The sequence below is a fragment of the Pseudomonas monteilii NBRC 103158 = DSM 14164 genome, from assembly GCF_000730605.1.
GTDB lineage: Bacteria > Pseudomonadota > Gammaproteobacteria > Pseudomonadales > Pseudomonadaceae > Aquipseudomonas > Aquipseudomonas monteilii.
In genome coordinates this window covers 43,264-61,170 of sequence record NZ_BBIS01000017.1, presented here as the reverse complement: position 1 = coordinate 61,170, position 17,907 = coordinate 43,264, and the positions used below count along the sequence as shown (strand labels likewise).

At 56.5% G+C, this 17,907-nt stretch carries 16 protein-coding genes; all 16 read right to left on the bottom strand.

Annotated features, from left to right (window positions below; all coding sequences use genetic code 11):
• Positions 1 to 53 precede the first annotated feature (53 nt).
• Positions 54 to 2,051, bottom strand: coding sequence for a polysaccharide biosynthesis protein (locus PM2_RS10005; protein WP_016715039.1), 1,998 nt, complete (start codon positions 2,049 to 2,051; stop codon positions 54 to 56).
• 58 nt (positions 2,052 to 2,109) lie between these two features.
• Positions 2,110 to 3,123 (bottom strand): MraY family glycosyltransferase, encoded by a 1,014-nt coding sequence (locus PM2_RS10000; protein WP_016715038.1) that lies wholly within the window; start codon positions 3,121 to 3,123, stop codon positions 2,110 to 2,112.
• A complete protein-coding gene (locus tag PM2_RS09995; protein WP_016715037.1) occupies positions 3,120 to 4,082 on the bottom strand; it encodes a UDP-glucose 4-epimerase family protein in 963 nt (320 codons plus the stop codon). Before PM2_RS09995 ends, PM2_RS10000 begins: the two co-directional genes overlap by 4 nt.
• 59 nt (positions 4,083 to 4,141) lie before the next feature.
• Positions 4,142 to 4,687 carry a dTDP-4-dehydrorhamnose 3,5-epimerase gene (gene rfbC, locus PM2_RS09990; RefSeq protein WP_016715036.1) on the bottom strand — a complete coding sequence of 182 codons (546 nt, stop codon included), beginning with the start codon at positions 4,685 to 4,687 and terminating at the stop codon, positions 4,142 to 4,144.
• Between the two features lie 30 nt (positions 4,688 to 4,717).
• Positions 4,718 to 5,641, bottom strand: coding sequence for a glycosyltransferase (locus tag PM2_RS09985; protein ID WP_080578128.1), 924 nt, complete (start codon positions 5,639 to 5,641; stop codon positions 4,718 to 4,720).
• 45 nt (positions 5,642 to 5,686) lie between these two features.
• Positions 5,687 to 6,700: a glycosyltransferase family 2 protein gene (locus tag PM2_RS09980; RefSeq protein ID WP_016715034.1), complete on the bottom strand. Its 1,014-nt coding sequence runs from the start codon at positions 6,698 to 6,700 to the stop codon at positions 5,687 to 5,689.
• 2 nt (positions 6,701 to 6,702) lie between these two features.
• Positions 6,703 to 7,728 carry an EpsG family protein gene (locus PM2_RS09975; RefSeq protein WP_028698672.1) on the bottom strand — a complete coding sequence of 342 codons (1,026 nt, stop codon included), beginning with the start codon at positions 7,726 to 7,728 and terminating at the stop codon, positions 6,703 to 6,705.
• A gap of 46 nt (positions 7,729 to 7,774) precedes the next feature.
• On the bottom strand, positions 7,775 to 8,788 hold the full coding sequence (locus PM2_RS09970; RefSeq protein WP_016715032.1) for a polysaccharide biosynthesis protein: 1,014 nt from the start codon (positions 8,786 to 8,788) through the stop codon (positions 7,775 to 7,777).
• 23 nt (positions 8,789 to 8,811) lie between these two features.
• Positions 8,812 to 9,669: a dTDP-4-dehydrorhamnose reductase family protein gene (locus PM2_RS09965; RefSeq protein ID WP_028698673.1), complete on the bottom strand. Its 858-nt coding sequence runs from the start codon at positions 9,667 to 9,669 to the stop codon at positions 8,812 to 8,814.
• A gap of 29 nt (positions 9,670 to 9,698) precedes the next feature.
• Positions 9,699 to 11,204 (bottom strand): MATE family efflux transporter, encoded by a 1,506-nt coding sequence (locus PM2_RS09960; protein WP_016715030.1) that lies wholly within the window; start codon positions 11,202 to 11,204, stop codon positions 9,699 to 9,701.
• A 32-nt stretch (positions 11,205 to 11,236) separates the two neighbouring features.
• Positions 11,237 to 12,430, bottom strand: coding sequence for a glycosyltransferase family 2 protein (locus tag PM2_RS09955; RefSeq protein WP_016715029.1), 1,194 nt, complete (start codon positions 12,428 to 12,430; stop codon positions 11,237 to 11,239).
• Between the two features lie 33 nt (positions 12,431 to 12,463).
• A complete protein-coding gene (locus PM2_RS09950; protein WP_028698674.1) occupies positions 12,464 to 13,540 on the bottom strand; it encodes an LPS O-antigen chain length determinant protein WzzB in 1,077 nt (358 codons plus the stop codon).
• A gap of 210 nt (positions 13,541 to 13,750) precedes the next feature.
• Positions 13,751 to 15,184: an MBL fold metallo-hydrolase gene (locus tag PM2_RS09945; RefSeq protein ID WP_028698675.1), complete on the bottom strand. Its 1,434-nt coding sequence runs from the start codon at positions 15,182 to 15,184 to the stop codon at positions 13,751 to 13,753.
• 102 nt (positions 15,185 to 15,286) lie between these two features.
• Positions 15,287 to 15,550 (bottom strand): lipopolysaccharide assembly protein LapA domain-containing protein, encoded by a 264-nt coding sequence (locus tag PM2_RS09940; protein WP_016715026.1) that lies wholly within the window; start codon positions 15,548 to 15,550, stop codon positions 15,287 to 15,289.
• A 19-nt stretch (positions 15,551 to 15,569) separates the two neighbouring features.
• Complete coding sequence (gene ihfB / locus PM2_RS09935) at positions 15,570 to 15,872, bottom strand: integration host factor subunit beta (RefSeq protein WP_016715025.1); 303 nt, start codon at positions 15,870 to 15,872, stop codon at positions 15,570 to 15,572.
• A gap of 324 nt (positions 15,873 to 16,196) precedes the next feature.
• Positions 16,197 to 17,873, bottom strand: coding sequence for a 30S ribosomal protein S1 (rpsA, locus tag PM2_RS09930; protein WP_003252673.1), 1,677 nt, complete (start codon positions 17,871 to 17,873; stop codon positions 16,197 to 16,199).
• Between the last annotated feature and the right edge of the window lie 34 nt (positions 17,874 to 17,907).

Here is a 17,907-nt window from a genome sequence, read left to right as displayed (position 1 = left end):
ATTGTTGTAGATGTTGACCTGTCGGCAACAACTGTTTCATAGACCGACTGCGATCAAGGCTCAAGGCGCCGGCGCTGATACAGCCAGTCGACGATTTCACCGCCCGGTGTATAGCCGCTGACGGTGTCGCGCAACAATTGGCGCACGGTGGCAAAGTCATCCTCGGCGGTCGCAGCCCGCAGTGCCTCCAGGCGCTGCTTGAGCACATCCCAGGTCAGGTAGTCTTCATTGGCGCTCATGATCATGGGGTGGCGCGTGGCAATTACGTTGTCACCGATCAGCAACTCTTCATACAACTTTTCGCCAGGGCGCAGGCCGGTGAAGTTGATGGCGATGTCGCCCAGAGGGTTGCGCTCGGAGCGGATGCTGAAGCCGGACAGGTGAATCATTTTTTCCGCAAGTTCCACGATCTTCACCGGCTCACCCATGTCCAGCACAAACACGTCACCACCCTGCCCCATGGAGCCGGCCTGGATCACCAACTGCGCGGCCTCGGGGATTGTCATGAAGTAGCGGGTGATTTTCGGGTGGGTCACGGTCAGTGGCCCGCCGTGTTTGATTTGCTTGTGAAACAGCGGGATCACTGAGCCTGACGAGCCCAGCACGTTGCCAAAACGCACCATGGTGAAACGGGTTTTGTTCACCTGCGACACGTTGCCGGTATCGCCCATCAACACGGGCGCCAGCTCTTTGCTCAGGGCTTGCAGCACCATTTCGGCCAAGCGCTTGGTACTGCCCATCACATTGGTGGGGCGCACGGCCTTGTCGGTAGAGATCAACACGAAGTTGGAAACGCCAGCCTGCAATGCCGCCTGGGCGGTGTACAGGGTGCCGAACACATTGTTCGACAGGCCTTCGGCAATGTTGTGCTCGACGATGGGCACGTGCTTGTAGGCGGCGGCGTGGTAGACGGTGTCTACCTGCCAGGCACGCATCACGTCCAGCATCTTGGCCTGGTCGCGGACCGAGCCGAGGATAGGGATCAACTGCACAGCCAGGCCCTCACGAAGGATACGTTGCTCCAGTTCGCTGGCGATGGTGTACAGGTTGAATTCACTGTGTTCGAACAGCAGCAGGGTACGCGGCGTCTGGCCCAGTATCTGGCGACACAGCTCGGAGCCGATCGAGCCGCCAGCGCCGGTTACCATCACTGTTTGGTCGATGATGCAGTGCTGCAGCAGGTCACTTTGGGCAGGCACCGCATCGCGGCCAAGCAGGTCGGCGATGTCTACTTCCTGGATGTCGTCCACCTTGACCCGGCCGCTGGCCAAATCCATGAACCCAGGCACACTGCGTACATGCAGCGGATAGCCTTCGAGCAGGTTGAGGATCTCGCGGCGGCGGCTGCGGCTGACCGAGGGCAGCGCCAGCAGGATTTCTTCGGCGCCGGTGTCGTCGATCATGCGTTGCAAATGGTCTGGCTGGTACACCTGCAGGCCGGCAATTACCCGGTCGGTGATGCTGCCATCGTCATCGATGAACGCGACCGGGCGCATGGCTTTGCCCATGCGCAAGGCAGCAACCAGCTGGTTACCGGCCGAGCCGGCACCGTAGATGGCAACCCGTGGAAGGCCATCGTCGCGATTGGCGAAAGGCACGTGCTGCACAGCAGTGGCGAACCAATCCCCCAGGAAGTATTGGCGCATGGCAAGGCGCAGGCCGCCGACCATGATGAGACTGAGCCACCAGTAGTTGAAGGTGATGGAGCGTGGCACCACACTTTGATGATTGCCGGCCCAATAGATTATGAAGCCCAGTATCAACGCCGAAAGGGTCACGGCCTTGATGATGGCGATGAGCGCATCATTGCCGAAGTACCGCATCACCGCCCGATACAGACCAAATCGGATGAACAGCGGAATCGAAATGATCGGCGCTATGATGAACAGCCAGGTATGGTCCAGGACGGGGTTGGCCAGATCATCAATGCCCAGGCGCACGACGAACGCCAGCCAGAGTGCGAACCAGACCAGAATCACATCAGTCGCTACCTGAATCAGCCGTTTGTGGCGTCGAGGCAGTCCTAGCAGTCTTGAGCGCAGCTTATCCATAAAACCTCTTAGGGCAATCCAAAGTGACATGTCTACTCGCTTCGTCCTATCACTTTAGCTAGTGTTCAAGCTCACCGGCGCGCCAACGTACGGCCAGATATGCCAATGGCAGGTAGGCGATGATCACGCCCCACACGCCATCCAGGCCAAGCAAAAGCACGCACAAGGCCACCGGCAGCAGCCAGAACAGGTTGAGCGCGGCCACCGCCAGGGTTACCGGCAGATGCCTTCCATAGTGGCGCGACGCAAACTGGTAAGCGTGGCTGCGGTGTGCTTCATATACCTTGTCACCGCGTAGCAGTCGACGGATCAAGGTGAATGTAGCGTCTACCACGAACACCCCTAGAAGGATCAGCCAGCACCAGAACAGCTGTGACGACACCCAGGCAGCTTGCAGCGAAAGGGCCGCCAGCACGATGCCGAGGAAGCCACTGCCAGCGTCGCCCATGAAGATCTTGGCAGGGGGGAAGTTCCAGAACAGGAAGCCGATCGTGGCGGCTGCCAATAGCAGGGGCAGCACCATCAACTGGGGAGCACCGGCAAGTGCTGACAGCAACACCATCCCCAGACAGGCTGTGACCGCTTCCACGCTGGCGATACCGTCGATGCCGTCCATGAAGTTATAAAGGTTGAGCATCCATACGCTGTAGAAGGCCGCCAGGACATAGCCAAGCCACAGCAGGTCCAGCGTGAAGCCAAATATCTGCAACGGTGCCAGGCCGCCCAGCCAGTACAACATCCAGGTTGCTGCGGCGAAATGGCCGAGCAGCCGCCAACGGGCGGCAATGTGGCCGTGGTCGTCCATGAAACCGATCACGGCAATCAATGCCCCAGCCCCACCAATGCCCACCAGTGCCGGCAGTGGCACTACTCCATTCAGGCCCAATACAGGCAGGCACACCAGAAAACTCAGCACAATGGCCACACCACCGCCCCGTGGGGTCGGTACAGTGTGCGAGCTGCGTGCGTTGGGTACATCGATGATCTGTTTGTTCAGGGCGTAGCGCCGTAACGCCGCTGTCAGAAGCAGGGATGCCCCTGCCACCAGGGGAATGAGCCACCATACCGTCATTTGTCTTGCTCTTTCAAAAAGTTGATTGCCGTTGCCCGTAGCGCCTGGTCGATATCAAGTGGAGGTTTCCAGCCTAGCACTTCACGTGTCTTACGGCTGTCTACCTGCAACGAGCCGCATAGGCGCCGGGACAAGGCACCTTTGCCTGCCAGGGTTGCCACCCCTTTAAGCAAGGCTGCAGGCACAGGTAACAGCCGGGCAGGTTTGCCCAGAGCCTTGCCCAGGTGTTGCAGCAACTCGGTGGTAGAAAGGTCATGACCATCACTGGCCAGAAAGGTCTGGTTGGCAGCGGCAGGGTGATCAATGCAGGTCACCAATAGGTCAACCAGGTTATCCAGCGCCACCAGGCTGCGTTTGTTGTGAATGGCACCGAAGGGCAAGGGTACGCCCTTGCTCAGCCAGTGCATCATGCTGCGGAAGTTGGCTTTCACCCCAGGCCCATAGACAAGCACTGGGCGCACGATCACTACTTCCAGCCCCGTTTGAGCCGCCACTTGGCGCAAGCCGTCTTCGGCTTCGCGTTTGGATACGCCATAGGGGTCCTGCGGTGCAGGCACTTCGTCAGCTGTATAGGGCGCCCGGCCATCAGTGCTCTCGCCATTCACCTTCACCGAACTAACGAAGATGAATCGGCGCGCGCCCGCTTGGGCAGCAGCCCGGGCCAGGGCCAAGGTACCCTCCACATTGACCCGGCGGAATTCGGCCAGTGGTTCTGCTGCCGTTTCGTGCATCACGTGCACGCGTGACGCCAGGTGGATCACAGTGTCTACCTGCTCGAAATGGCCAGAGTCAAAACTTACCGCCGATAGTTCGGTGAACTGCCGGTAATCGACGCCTGCAACCTGCCGGGCTGGCGGTTGCCTGACCAGCGCCCGAAGCCCCCTGCCTGGGTTGGCGGCAAGCCTTTCCAGCAGCGCGCAGCCAACAAAGCCACTGCCGCCGGTTACCAAGATCGTCATCGTTCAATCCTTCCTTTTTGGGCCTTCGCCGCCATGGCTGGCCAGCCTGTCAGGGCCTGTCAGTCAAAATAGTCGGCGCTGCTGAACGCCAAGCCCAGCTGATCCTTGGCAGACAACGTCGGTTGCCCGACCAAGGGCCAACGAACATTCAGCTCCACATCATTCCATGCCAGGCAACGGTCATATTGGGGCGCATAGAAGTCGGTGGTCTTGTACAAGAACTCGGCAACGTCAGACATCACCAGAAAGCCATGGGCGAAACCCGCAGGCACCCACAATTGCCGCTTGTTTTCGGCAGAAAGGTATTCGCCCACCCATCGACCAAAAGTCGGCGACGACCGACGCATATCTACTGCCACATCAAAAACTTCACCCTGTACAACCCGTACCAGTTTTCCCTGGGGCTGCTTTATCTGGTAGTGCAACCCCCGCAGTACGCCTTTAGCGGAGCAGGAATGATTATCCTGCACAAAATTAACCGGCCTGCCGATAGCCTGCTCAAACACTTGCTGGTTGTAGCTTTCCAGAAAAAAACCACGCTCATCGCCAAACACCTTTGGCTCGAAAAGCATTACATCCGGAATTTCAAGGCGGGTAACTTTCATACATTAATTGCCATGTTCAGTAAAATGGGCTCAGGCAGGCTTTCGCCCTGCCAGCCGGGCCAGGACAAGAATGAGGCACAGTCCAACGAAATAAATCCTGTCGCGATTACGTCGACGGTATTGTCGGGCGTTGAATGCCAGCCTCAGCAGGCTTTTGATATCAAGTGCCGCCCAACTCACAACACATGCAGTTTTATCCAGGCCAACCAGTGATGCAATATGCACCGACTGTTGCAACCACCAACCTGAAAGCACTTTGCGCAGGCGAGCTTTCATGGCTGAGCCACCCGTGTTCACGCCCACCTGGTTACTGGCATGCTGCCGATAACGCATCGACGGCTGCGGATCGATGAACCACTGCATGCGTTGTGACCTTGCATAGGCGTAGATCAGCCAATCATGCAACGTGACATCCTGAATTTCCTGCCATTTATCCAACAGAAACGCTTTGAACCGATTTGCAAGCACCGGAGAAAGCACATAGGTACAACCCGGCCCGGCCGCTTCGAACAGGAAATCGTATTGCACCTGGGGTTGGTGCTTTTCTACCAACATTTCACGGCCGTCAGGCCAAAATGCCAGGACATTGCTCGAATAGGCATCGTTACCTTGGGCGATGTACTGATAAGCCCGCGCCAGTTTGTCCGGGTACCAGATATCATCCTGGTCTGCCAGAGAAATCGCATCGAACGAGGCCAGCTCCACGTCGTGGAGCAAGCGGAAAAAGTTTTTGCCAGCGCCACCAAAGCGCAGGCCTAACGGCAGTACTGTCACTGCAGGGTTGCTGGCCTGAAGCGCCTCGCACCATGCCTCGGTGCCATCGTCCGAGCTGTCCACACTGATGAACAAGGCCACATCGACATCCTCTTGTTCGAGGATGGACGTCACCTGTTCCGGCAACCAGTGCACACCATTGTAAGCAGCTAAAAGTACGGCGATCCTAGGTCTTTTCATTATAATTCCGCCCAGTCAAGTCATAACTTTTGTTTCCAAACCGCTTCAATACGGCTTGACATTGAGCAGTGCCAATACGCTTGCCATTGCCCTGAGCATAAATGGAAAGCGACTCCCCATGAGGACTACTCTGTACTTCAGTCCCACATCCCCCCATTTACCATTGGCCGCCAAACGCTGAAAGTCAGGTTCTTGTCTGGCCAGCCTGACCGCATCAGTGTAAACCTGAAGATTCTTTGCTCGATAAGCCAGCACATAAAAAATGTAGGCTATCTGTTTAGCATAATGCCGCTGATAAAGCTCGCTGTACGTTTGATAAACGCCTTGCTCCTGCAAGTACCGTTTTTCTATTGCCAGCACCTCGAGTGCAGCTATCAACAACCCCGCACCGGCACTTCGTGTCGTACTACCATACCGCACCAGGGCATGGTACAGCACTTCTGCGACAAACCCTGTGGCCGACGCATGCAACGCCAGTGCACGAGAGAAGAAAATATCCTCACACCCCCGTGTTTCCGGGAAGCGCACATTGTGACGCTCAAGGAATGCACGGGAATATAACTTGTTGACCGGGCTCGACAGGATTTCCTCGTCCATCATCGCCCGCTCGAAAATGGCACGCCCTTTCAGCTCCTTATGCCGGCCAGGCACGATACTGTGGCTGACCCTGCCGTCTTCACTTACAAAATCGAGGCCGAAATTTATGAAATCGTAGTTGCTTTCTTCCATCAGCGGCAAGGTGCAGCTGATAATTCGGGGGTCGACAGTATCATCCGAATCAACAAACAATACATATTTGCCGGTAGCATGCTGCAGCCCGTAGTTTCGTGCCACCCCCTGCCCTGCATTAGCCTGCGTGAGGATTTTCACATCATCACGTCCTGCCAGTTTTGCCTGGCATATCGCCAGCGAATCATCCTTGGAGCCATCGTCGATCACGATGATCTCAAGCCGTTGGCAATCGATTGCGCAGATACTGTGCAGACAACGCGCCACGTAGTCCGCCATGTTATAAACAGGAACAATAACGCTGACCTGAGGTAGCTGAGCGCCTGACATCTTCACTCCCAAAAGAACAGATACGGCACAAACGGAGACGATCCAATACCCGCCGTGTCAGCAAAATTTTTCATCCTGAATGCAAATGCCATCAACGCAACCAGCAGAATGGCTACTTTGGTGAAAGGCGCCAACTGAATCTCGTACCTGGCAGTGTGAAAAATCAGGCACATGATGATCAGGAAGTTGACCAGTTGCTGCAGCCGAATGCCAGCATAACTGAACTGGGATACACCGATCATGACCACAGTCAGCCCCGCCAGCAGCAAGATCACCAGGCCGGAATGGCGCCGGGCCTGGACATCAAGTGCCCAGATAGCGAGCAACAGCCACGACACCAGTACCGTACTCAGCCCGGAAAAGCCGGAAGCCACCTGAAGGCCGGCATAACTGGTCAATTTGGCCAGTAAATAGTTGAAAAACACTCCGACAAATACGGCGAGGAAGGCCGTACCATAAATAACCCAACGCCATTGCCGGGTATACAGAATGAACAACAACAACCCCAGCATCAAACTGGAAACTTGAATCATGCCCGCAACCAATACCAGGGCAAAATACACTCCGTAACGCCGTTGCAGCAGAAAACTGCCTGCCAGGTAAACCAGCGAAAATGCCAGACCATAGCGAACGCCGTTCATGACCATGTCAAAATAGTAAACCGGTACGACCAGTAGGCAGAACAAGTAGGGGTTGCTGTTGTGGCGCATCCCCGCCCACACCAGCAGTAACGTGATCATTACGCCAATCAAGGCGAGGATAAGCGCTGCACTGTCAGTGAACATCGAAAGCGTCAGCACCAAGCCCTCGAACAGCGGTTCGAATACCCCCAGAAAACTGCCGCTTTCCAACAGCTGATTGATCGTTTGAATGTACGTGGCTGTGTCCATGCCTACAGTACCACGCAAGATCGCCAGGAATGCCATTGGCAACAACGCCAGCACCAGAAAATACCGAGGCGCCCGCACCAGCCAGCCCATGAAACACAATACAAAAAACGCAAGCGTGCTAGCGACGTAATAAATCATCGTTCTTCCCTGGCAACCAAGCCTGTATTCAGCCGCACTCGCAACTTTACACCGACTTCAGTTCTTCCACGATGTAGTCAAGCTTCATCAATGTAGAAATAATTTCGTCTACACTCAGCCGCTGGGTATTGTGCGATGTGTAGTCATCCAGCTCCGACACTTCCTGTTCGCCATTCGACGAATACTTTTCGTAGTTCAGGTCGCGGTTGTCCGCCGGAATCCGGTAATAGCGCCCCATGTCTTCGGATTTGGCCATTTCCTCGCGCGAGATCAACGATTCGTAAAGCTTCTCGCCATGGCGGGTACCGATGATGCGAATGGCATTGTCCTTGTTGAAGATGCGCTTCAGCGCATCAGCCAGCTCACCCACTGTGGACGCCGGCGCTTTCTGGACGAAGATATCGCCCTGCTTGGAGTGCTCGAAAGCGTGCAGCACAAGATCCACCGAATCTTCCAGGGACATCAGGAAGCGCGTCATGTTGGGGTCGGTGATACTAAGCGGCGAACCGCTCTTAAGCTGGTTGACGAACAACGGGATAACCGAGCCGCGAGAGGCCATGACGTTGCCATAACGTGTCGCACAGATCACCGGCCCTTCGGCAGGAATCATACGAGACTTGGCCACCACCAGCTTTTCGGCCATGGCTTTGGAAATACCCATTGCGTTGATCGGGTACACGGCTTTGTCGGTACTCAGTACAACCACGCGCTTTACATGGTTGGCGACCGCCGCGTTGATCACATTCTCCGTACCGATGACGTTGGTCTTCACCGCCTCCATCGGGAAAAATTCGCAGGAAGGCACCTGCTTCAGTGCGGCCGCGTGGAAAATGTAGTCCACGCCTACCATAGCCTGCATCAGGCTGGCGTAATCACGTACGTCGCCAATGTAGAACTTGACCTTGTCATTGGCCAGGGCAATGCGCATGTCTTCCTGTTTTTTTTCGTCCCGGCTGAAAATCCGGATTTCCTTCACATCGGTATCAAGGAACCGCTTGAGCACGGTATTGCCAAACGAACCAGTACCGCCGGTAATCATCAATACTTTATTCTTGAACATCACGCACCTCGCCCCGTTCGCTATTATTTGAAATCACGCATAACTTCTACCAACCGCTCCCACGCAGGAGGTTGGTACCCAGTCGCACTGCGGAATTTGCTGGAGTCCAGAGATCGGTCAATTTCCAGGGCCGAGTCCTCCAGAATTTCAATGTCCTTGCCATAGGCCGAAGCCACCAGTTTCAACAGCGAATACTTGTCAATCGGCTCGACGGAGACGTGATACAAGCCGCTGAGTTCCGGCTTGGGCAACACGAAATCACGAATGACCCTGGCCAACTCGACGGTTGGCAAACCAGAAAATATCGCCTTCCTGAACCCCTTGACCGAGCCTTGCTGGTCCAGGAACCAATCTATCAGTGATACTTTACTGTTCAGCTCATGGCCGATAATCGAGGTCCGCAAGGTAATGGCGCTGGCCGAGTCCACGACCTCGCCAATGTACTTCGACTTGCCGTACAAATCGTAGGCATCGGAACGGTCCGACTCTTTATAGCCCCCCTGACTGCCAGAGAACACGCAGTCTGTGCTGATATGCACCAGACGAGCGCCAACAGCCTCGCACAAACGCGAAAGGCGGTGAGGCAGCATGGCATTGATCGGTAGCACAGCCAGCGGGTCGTTGGCGGTGTCGAACTGCTTGATTAGGCCAACGCAGTTGATAACCACGTCCGGCTTGTGCTTTCGGAACAATTCGACCAGGCAATCCTGGTCCAGCACATCCATGTGAGCAATCAACCTGGCCTGATGCCCCTGCTCGAAAACACGTGCAGCGGAAGGGCTGCGGATGGTGCCCCAGACATCCAGGCCGGCTTGAGCGCTCAACACCCTGAAGACAGCATTGCCCAACATGCCAGTGGCACCCAGGATTATGATTTTCATTGGTTCCTCGACACTGAAGGCTGCAAGCATTATCTGAATGCGAGCAAGGATTTTCGATTTAGCACCAGGCTGGCGAGTACTGCCACAACAGTAGCCACCACGACCACCCCTAGCCGGTAATAGTCGCTAACCAACCTCTCGCACACTGCGTTGGCAGCGGCAAAGAAAACAACCCCGGCTGTAATGGACATCGCCAGCACCTTCAGACCGGTAAATACGCCCTTGGTCAGATAAGGATGGCGCTTGCAAACAAAGAAGAAAGTCAATAATACGGAGTAAATGTTATACAAAAGCCACATCCACGCCGCCCCGTTACTGCCCCAACGCTCGACCAGAAGCGGAAGACCGAGGAGCATCAACGGAATAGCCACCACGTTCAAGCGAAACGCAAGCGTTGTCCACTTGGTCGCCAACTGCAAGGCAAACGGAACAATCAGCAGTGACTGCAAGGAGGTCCCGACCACCAGTATGCCCACCACACTGGAGACGCCCGCTGCCACGTCAGGCGCAAACAGAATGCCAAGGACAAGAGGCTTGAACAGGACCACAGCACAGCATAACAGCACCAGCACCGATGACATGATGCACAACGAAGCGGTGTGGATGCGCTCGACACTGCGTTCGTCATTCGCTGAAAAGCACGCGGCCATGCGCGGGAACAGCACTGAATTGAACGCCGTCGAGAAGATGTACGCAACGCCAGCCAGCGTGGTTGCCAAGGTGTAGTAGCCAAAGGCTTCCAGGGTGATACGGCCGCTGAGGTACAATTTGTCGTACTGAGTGGTTAGTACCGAAGTAATGGAAATCAGCAGGACCCCCCTCCCATAGACATACCCGCGCCGCAGATAGCCCATCTTGAAGCGATACAGCCACGGCAGGAACCCGGTCTTACCGTGCACTACCCACAACAAGGCCAACAAATAGCTGACTTGTACAATGACTTGGAGCAGGAAGTAGAACTCGATCGAACGCATGCCAGGAAACAGGTAAAGCGGTAGCAGTACCCCGAGCGTACGCAGCAAGGAATATGGAACGTACAGGGCATTGAGCGCTAATTGCATTTCCTTGCCTGCCAGCACCGCTTGCAGGAGCATGATCGGAAAGTTGAGGGCGATGAAACCCGCCATATACCACAACGATTGCCGGGCAGCGGCCTTGCCAACATCTTCGATACTGAGCCAGTGCTCTGCCATGAAGCCCGAAGCCAGGCCCACGCCCAGAAACGCGATGGCACCGATTAATGTGAATGTTGCGAAGTAGCTGGACACCATCGACAGGTCTGCCGCCCTGTTGCGCCGTGCCTTCTGCGGGCTGACAGCAACCGAGCGGGCCATCCGGTGGATGATGTTGCTGGTGAGCCCGCCTTCAGCCACCATCAGCACCATCAGCAGCGTCGTAAAAAAGCCAACCATGCCCATGGCTTCCGCGCCGAGCAAGCGTGTTGCCAGCGGCAATGCCGCCAGGCTGGCCATCGCATAGACAAGCTTGCCGGAAAAGCTGGCAAACAGCAGGGTAGTCAGGTTACGTAGCTGCATGACACATACACACTTCTGGCATGAGCTAAGCCTTAGCCGCGCTTTATGGAAACGGGAGCAGTACCGACCTTCGCAGCCAGGTTATTGTCCAGTTCATGCTTGGCCAGGCGTACGTTTTCCACCGTAGCCACAACCTCCCTGCCGTAGTTGGCACCCGGCTTCATCAGGCGCTTGGCCCGGCCCCAGGCATACTGACCGGCCACAGCAATGAACGCGGCACCAACGTGCAGCAGGCTCACACCCTTGAACTGCCTCTGCGCCGCTGCACGCCGCGCCCCCAGAATAACCTGGGCGTAATCACGGTGGTGCAACAGGCAAAGCGCATACAGCCTGGCGAAATTGAAGCGGGCCTTTTCATCATTGCCAACGTTCTCCAGGGTTTCCCAGGCTGCATGTGCCCATACAGTCTCCACACTAAAGAATTGCGGAATGAAGTCGGGCCAGACCAAGCCCTTGAACGGCGCCAGATGCGGGTCATCCTTCAGGCTGCCTTTGTGCTTGCCTTCCGCACTTCGCCCGCTGTTGCTCCCCCCTGCCCCGCCAGGCATGGTGAACGGGAAGTCGACCAAGCTGTAACGGCCTGGCTGGATCGACAATGCGACGGCCGCCGACATGTCCGGGCTGGTACCAAAAAATACCTTGCCGTTTTTCTGCCTCAGACCGGCCAGCAGTTCGTTCCTGACCAGACCATGATAAAGCTTGGGCATTGCATCTGTACCTTGGCAGGCGTGCCTGAGGGCGTTATCGAGCCGCTCCCGTACATCCCACTCGGTCAAGGTGGTCTCAAAATGCTCGAGATAAATGCGCCCGGCATGAGCGGCTCCGTAAAATTTGGTACGGAAGTCCGGCCAGTAATAAGCCGCACGCACTTTGGGCGTGAGCATGGCGATTGAATGGTCCTTGGCGTAACGGGCAAACTCGATGATATGGTTGGAAACTGTATCGTCGTCGCCGATCAGGCACACATACTCGCCTGTCGCCAGCGCGATGGCCCGCTCGTGGTTCTCGGTCATCGACAAGCGGCTCTGCCAGTGAACATACACAAGGCGATGATCCTCTTGTGCCTGCGCCCACCGGGCCAGGTCGCAAGCATCATTGCTGGTGTCATGAACAACCACCTGCACCTCTTGAGAAGGAATTTCCAGCAGGCTTTCAATGCAGGATATGGCGTATTTCGACCGGTTATGGGTTGGTACTACGATAGAAACCAGATAATTGTTATTCATAACGCTGACTTACCTTCCATCAGAACCAACCAATCATTCGTTGCCAATCACACGAGAGAGGGCTGCGGGCTTTCTGCGCCGCTGCAGCAGGTCACGCATGATTGCGACCAGCACACCAACGGCCAAACCCAATACCAGCGCCGCCGTCACGATCAGCGCCCGCTTGGGTTTTACAGGCTTGTCAGGAAGCTCCACGACGCCATCTTGGGTGAAAACCTGAACACTTTGAGGGTCTACTTTCAAACCTCGGTAGAATGCCAGCCGCTCTTGCCTGGCTCGCAAACCGTCAATGAATGCATCATCCGAAGACCGGGATTGCAACGTTTCGATTTCTGCTTCGATCGCCTTGCTTCCCCGCATGTAGGTCAAGGCACCACTCATGGCAGCCGACACTTCCGACGACAGGCTTCCAGAAATGATAGGTGGCTTCTCCAGCCCAATGGACTTGGCAACCTTCAACGCCTCTCTCAAACGGACCAACTGATCTTCCCGCAATTTGCGGGCGCTCGCTTGAGCCGCATCAATTTCCCACTGAAGATTCTCGGCCTTGACCGCCAGCTCACTGCGGTGCCCTGTCAATACCTCTTCCTTGGCAAGCTCCGACGCCATCTCAGCATAGGCCGCTACCCATTGCGCTGCCTGGTTCGGGTCTTCGGTGCTGGCCGCTATCACATAGCGGTTCGGGCCATCTTTAGTGACTTGCTCGACGGTCAACTTGCTGAGGAACTGGGCGTAAAGCACATCGCGTGAGCCAACCCGCTCGTTTCCAGTCAATGCCGGCTCATAGACAGTACGGTAGAATTTGCTGCGTACCGTTTCAGAATTCAGTTCCCTCACATACACATCGTAAACATCCTTGACCGAGTATGTTGACAGCCCACTATCTCCCCCCCGCCCGTAATTGAGCTGGGCAATTTCATCACGCGAAGGCGGCTCGACGAATAACCTTGCCTGGTAAACCCGCGGTGCAAGCAACGCATAAGCCAACCCGACAAGCACGATCGGTACAGCGATCACCGCTACCCACAGCTTCTGTCGCCATACGCCTTCCACAAGCTCAATCAGGTCAATCTCGTTGTCATCAGCCAAGCGCCCTTGATCGTTGCGCATTTACTATGTCTTTCCTTGGGTCGGTCTGAAATATGCATTGCTGAATGCCTGAACAGCGCTTTCGAGCAGCACCGTCGCCACGCTCGACTACAGCGTAGCGACAATTCTGTGACCTCTCCAAGGTTCACACTCTAAGCATCATCCAGCCATAGAGTGACGTGTAACATAAAAGTTCTCCTTTTTCGACAAACGCTTAGCTGCCTTGCGGGCTCATGACGCAATGACGACTTCGGGGTTGCAGGCCTGCGACCCAAAATGTCGCACCAAGGCGGCGGACAGCGCTTGCTTGGCACCTGTTTCACCATGCACCAAGACAATCCGCTTGGCAGCCTGCGCACTACCTCGGGCAAATCGCACCAGAGCTGCCTGGTCCGCATGCCCGGCGTAGCCTGATAACGTCAGTACTTTCGCTTGCACCTCATACATCCGCCCATCCAGATCAATCTGCACAAACCCTTCCGCCCCCTCGCTGGCCTGAATCACCGCCCCTGGCGTACCTTTAGCCTGGTACCCCACAAACATCACCTCATGCCGCGAATCTCCCAACATGGCCTTGAGATAATTGACGATGCGCCCACCCGAGCACATGCCATTACCGGCAATCACAATCGCCGGGCGACCGGTGCTCTTGAGGTAGTTGACCACCTGCTGGTGCCGGGTATGGGTATCCACGCTGATCAGCTGACTGAAACCGAGCGGATCGCGCCCTTCGGCAAGGCGAGCCCTGGCCTCGGCATTCCAGTAGTCGTGCAGCTCCCTGTACACGCCAGTGATGCGCTGGGCCAGGGGCGAGTCGAGGATAATGGGCAACTGCGACCAGTCGAGCGGGTCACCCTCGGGGCCTGGGCCAGCGTTACCCACCAAAGCCTTGCGGTAGAGGATGTCTTCCAGTTCGTACAGCAGCTCCTGGGTGCGCCCCAGGCTGAAAGCCGGAATCAGGAGAGTACCCTTGTCAGCCAGGGCACGATCAATGGCCTCTTCCAGCCGCTGCCTGCGGTCGCCGACATGCGGATGCAAGCGGTCACCATAGGTACTTTCCAGCACCAGCACGTCGGCGCGCTCTGGCGGCTGTAGCGGGCGCAACAAGGGATTGCCACACGCCCCCAGGTCACCAGAAAACACGTAACGGCTATTGGACTGCCCATGCTGCATATCGCACTCGACATACGCCGAGCCCAGCAGATGGCCCGCGCGCTGCAAGCGAATGCGACAGCCAAGGCCTGGGCGCTCGACCAGCGTGTGCCACTGCTCGAACGGCAGGGGCACGATAAGGTCGCAGACGAATTCGAGGTACCGCGCCACCTGCGCGGGATCACTGCTGACGCTCAGCTTGTAGGCGTCTTCCAGCACCAGTGGTAGCAGCTGTGCGGAAGGCTCACTGCACAGAATGGGGCCGCGGTAACCGGCGGCCAGCAGCGCAGGGATACGGCCAACGTGATCCAGATGCACATGCGTGATGATCAGGGCCTCGATGCCCTGCACGTCAAAGCCGAGCGGCGCAGCGCCTGCGCCTTGCGCTGCCTCGGCGCCCTGCTCCAGGCCGCAGTCGACCAGCAGGCTGGTGAATGGGGCGAGATGCAGTTGGTGACAAGACCCGGTAACGCTGCGGGTACCACCGTGATGGGAAAGGCTGGGATAGTCCATGCTGCGCACACTCACCTGGGCCGAAAATGAAGTGCGCTATTACTCCACGACGACCAGAGCATGCATAGGTGACGCTTTCCTAAGCGAGCGTAGGAAATTTCCCTAGTTACCGCTCAGTGCCGCCTGTCGGGCAGACGCCCTGATCTTGCGTTTGCTGCGCTGCACGCCGTAGGCACCCAACAATGGCCCGACTGCCAGGCCAATCACCAACGCGGCCAACACCAGCACGGCAACCGGCATTGCCGGAGCAGCCCAGCCGAACAGGACCAACGACACGGTTTGCTGGTTTTCCAGCACGAAGAACAGCACCACGGCCGCCAACAGCAGCACGAATACCGCCGCCAGGGCGCGCTTGAGGTTACGCATCAGATTGCTCCTTGAGGGATCAGGTATGAACCTCATCATGCTCGTCTTCATTGACCCGATCGCGCAACTCTTTGCCGGGCTTGAAGTGCGGCACGAACTTGCCTTCGAGGCTGACCGACTGACCGGTCTTCGGGTTACGGCCCACGCGGGGGGCACGATAGTGCAGCGAGAAGCTGCCAAAACCGCGGATCTCGATGCGATCGCCGGTAGCAAGGCATTGTGACATCTGCTCAAGCATGGTCTTGATGGCCAGCTCCACGTCCTTGGACGAGAGCAGCCCTTGATGGGTGACAATACGTTCGATCAGCTCCGACTTCGTCATATTTTTCCCTTCGTTATCAAGCAGCTAGATCATTGCTCAACCAGTTTGTAGCACGCCGGGAAGGATTTGAACAGGGTGGTTCTTGACTTAATAAAAAAATTCAAGATTGAAGTTTTACAAGAATGGTCTAGCCACCGAGGGCTTGTAGGCGTCCGGCGATGGATTTGCGGTGGCGCGACAATCGAGCGCCGCCCGCGCGGCGCATCGCGAGCTGCGCTCGATTTGCGCAACACCGCAAAGCCAACGGCGAACACCACAAAACAAAACCAACTCCAAAAAAAAGGGCGACCCGAGGGTCGCCCTTTTTTACCGATCAAACAGAACTCAGTTCTGCTTGGCCATTGCTTCGCGCAGCAGCGCAGCCATGGTGGTGTCGGCAGCCGCTTCCGGAGCGTTTTTCAGGCTCTGGATGGCTTCGCGCTCTTCAGCGTCGTCTTTCGATTTGATCGACAGGCTGATAACGCGCGACTTGCGGTCAACGCTGATGATCTTGGCTTCGATCTCTTCGCCTTCCTTCAGAACGTTACGCGCGTCTTCAACGCGGTCACGGCTGATTTCGGAAGCTTTCAGAGTGGCTTCGATGTCGTCGGCCAGAGTGACGATGGCGCCTTTGGCGTCAACTTCTTTCACGATGCCCTTGACGATAGCGCCCTTGTCATTGACAGCAACGAAGTTGGAGAACGGATCGTCTTCCAGCTGCTTGATGCCCAGGGAGATGCGCTCGCGCTCTGGATCGACCGACAGGATGACGGTTTCCAGCTCGTCGCCCTTCTTGAAACGACGTACGGCTTCTTCGCCGGTTTCGTTCCAGGAGATGTCGGACAGGTGAACCAGGCCGTCGATGCCGCCGTCCAGGCCGATGAAGATACCGAAGTCGGTGATCGACTTGATGGTACCGGTGATCTTGTCACCCTTGTTGAACTGGCCGGAGAAGTCTTCCCATGGGTTGGACTTGCACTGCTTGATGCCCAGGGAGATACGACGACGCTCTTCGTCGATGTCCAGAACCATGACTTCCACTTCGTCGCCAACCTGAACGACTTTCGACGGGTGGATGTTCTTGTTGGTCCAGTCCATTTCGGAAACGTGTACCAGACCTTCAACGCCTTCTTCCAGTTCAGCGAAGCAGCCGTAGTCGGTCAGGTTGGTAACGCGAGCTTGTACGCGAGTACCTTCTGGGTAACGGGCAGTGATAGCTACCCACGGATCTTCGCCCATTTGCTTCAGACCCAGCGAAACGCGGTTGCGCTCGCGGTCGAACTTCAGAACGCGTACGTCGACTTCGTCGCCAACGTTAACGATTTCCGATGGGTGCTTGATGCGCTTCCAGGCCATGTCGGTGATGTGCAGCAGGCCGTCGATACCGCCCAGGTCCACGAATGCGCCGTAGTCGGTGAGGTTCTTGACGATACCTTTGACTTGCTGGCCTTCCTGCAGGGTTTCCAGCAGGGCTTCGCGCTCGGCGGAGTTCTCGGCTTCCAGCACGCTGCGACGGGAAACGACAACGTTGTTGCGCTTCTGGTCCAGCTTGATGACCTTGAATTCCAGCTCTTTGCCTTCCAGGTGGGTGGTGTCGCGCACTGGGCGGACATCAACCAGGGAGCCCGGCAGGAACGCACGGATGCCGTTAACGTCGACAGTGAAGCCGCCCTTAACCTTACCGTTGATAACGCCCTTGACCACTTCTTCGGCGGCGAAAGCTGCTTCCAGAACAATCCAGCACTCGGCGCGCTTGGCTTTTTCACGGGACAGTTTGGTTTCGCCAAAGCCGTCTTCGACCGCGTCCAGCGCAACGTGCACTTCGTCACCGACCTTGATGGTCAGCTCGCCAGCTTCGTTGTAGAACTGCTCGAGCGGGATGACGCCCTCGGACTTCAGGCCAGCGTGTACGGTAACCCAGTCGCCGTCGATGTCGACAACGATACCGGTGATGATCGCACCCGGCTGAAGATTGAGGGTTTTCAGGCTTTCTTCAAAGAGTTCTGCAAAGCTTTCGCTCATTTTAATTCCTGTAAATTCGGGCGAAACAAACGCC

Coding starts and splice junctions, on each gene's coding strand:
- PM2_RS09995 (WP_016715037.1), bottom strand. CDS start 4,082: ATGACGATCTTGGTAACCGGCGGCAGTGGCTTTGTTGGCTGCGCGCTG.
- PM2_RS09945 (WP_028698675.1), bottom strand. CDS start 15,184: ATGGACTATCCCAGCCTTTCCCATCACGGTGGTACCCGCAGCGTTACC.
- rpsA (WP_003252673.1), bottom strand. CDS start 17,873: ATGAGCGAAAGCTTTGCAGAACTCTTTGAAGAAAGCCTGAAAACCCTC.
- PM2_RS09985 (WP_080578128.1), bottom strand. CDS start 5,641: ATGAAAAGACCTAGGATCGCCGTACTTTTAGCTGCTTACAATGGTGTG.
- PM2_RS09950 (WP_028698674.1), bottom strand. CDS start 13,540: ATGCGCAACGATCAAGGGCGCTTGGCTGATGACAACGAGATTGACCTG.
- ihfB (WP_016715025.1), bottom strand. CDS start 15,872: ATGACGAAGTCGGAGCTGATCGAACGTATTGTCACCCATCAAGGGCTG.
- PM2_RS09960 (WP_016715030.1), bottom strand. CDS start 11,204: ATGCAGCTACGTAACCTGACTACCCTGCTGTTTGCCAGCTTTTCCGGC.
- PM2_RS09975 (WP_028698672.1), bottom strand. CDS start 7,728: ATGATTTATTACGTCGCTAGCACGCTTGCGTTTTTTGTATTGTGTTTC.
- rfbC (WP_016715036.1), bottom strand. CDS start 4,687: ATGAAAGTTACCCGCCTTGAAATTCCGGATGTAATGCTTTTCGAGCCA.
- PM2_RS09940 (WP_016715026.1), bottom strand. CDS start 15,550: ATGCGTAACCTCAAGCGCGCCCTGGCGGCGGTATTCGTGCTGCTGTTG.
- PM2_RS09965 (WP_028698673.1), bottom strand. CDS start 9,669: ATGAAAATCATAATCCTGGGTGCCACTGGCATGTTGGGCAATGCTGTC.
- PM2_RS09980 (WP_016715034.1), bottom strand. CDS start 6,700: ATGTCAGGCGCTCAGCTACCTCAGGTCAGCGTTATTGTTCCTGTTTAT.
- PM2_RS09970 (WP_016715032.1), bottom strand. CDS start 8,788: ATGTTCAAGAATAAAGTATTGATGATTACCGGCGGTACTGGTTCGTTT.
- PM2_RS10000 (WP_016715038.1), bottom strand. CDS start 3,123: ATGACGGTATGGTGGCTCATTCCCCTGGTGGCAGGGGCATCCCTGCTT.
- PM2_RS10005 (WP_016715039.1), bottom strand. CDS start 2,051: ATGGATAAGCTGCGCTCAAGACTGCTAGGACTGCCTCGACGCCACAAA.
- PM2_RS09955 (WP_016715029.1), bottom strand. CDS start 12,430: ATGAATAACAATTATCTGGTTTCTATCGTAGTACCAACCCATAACCGG.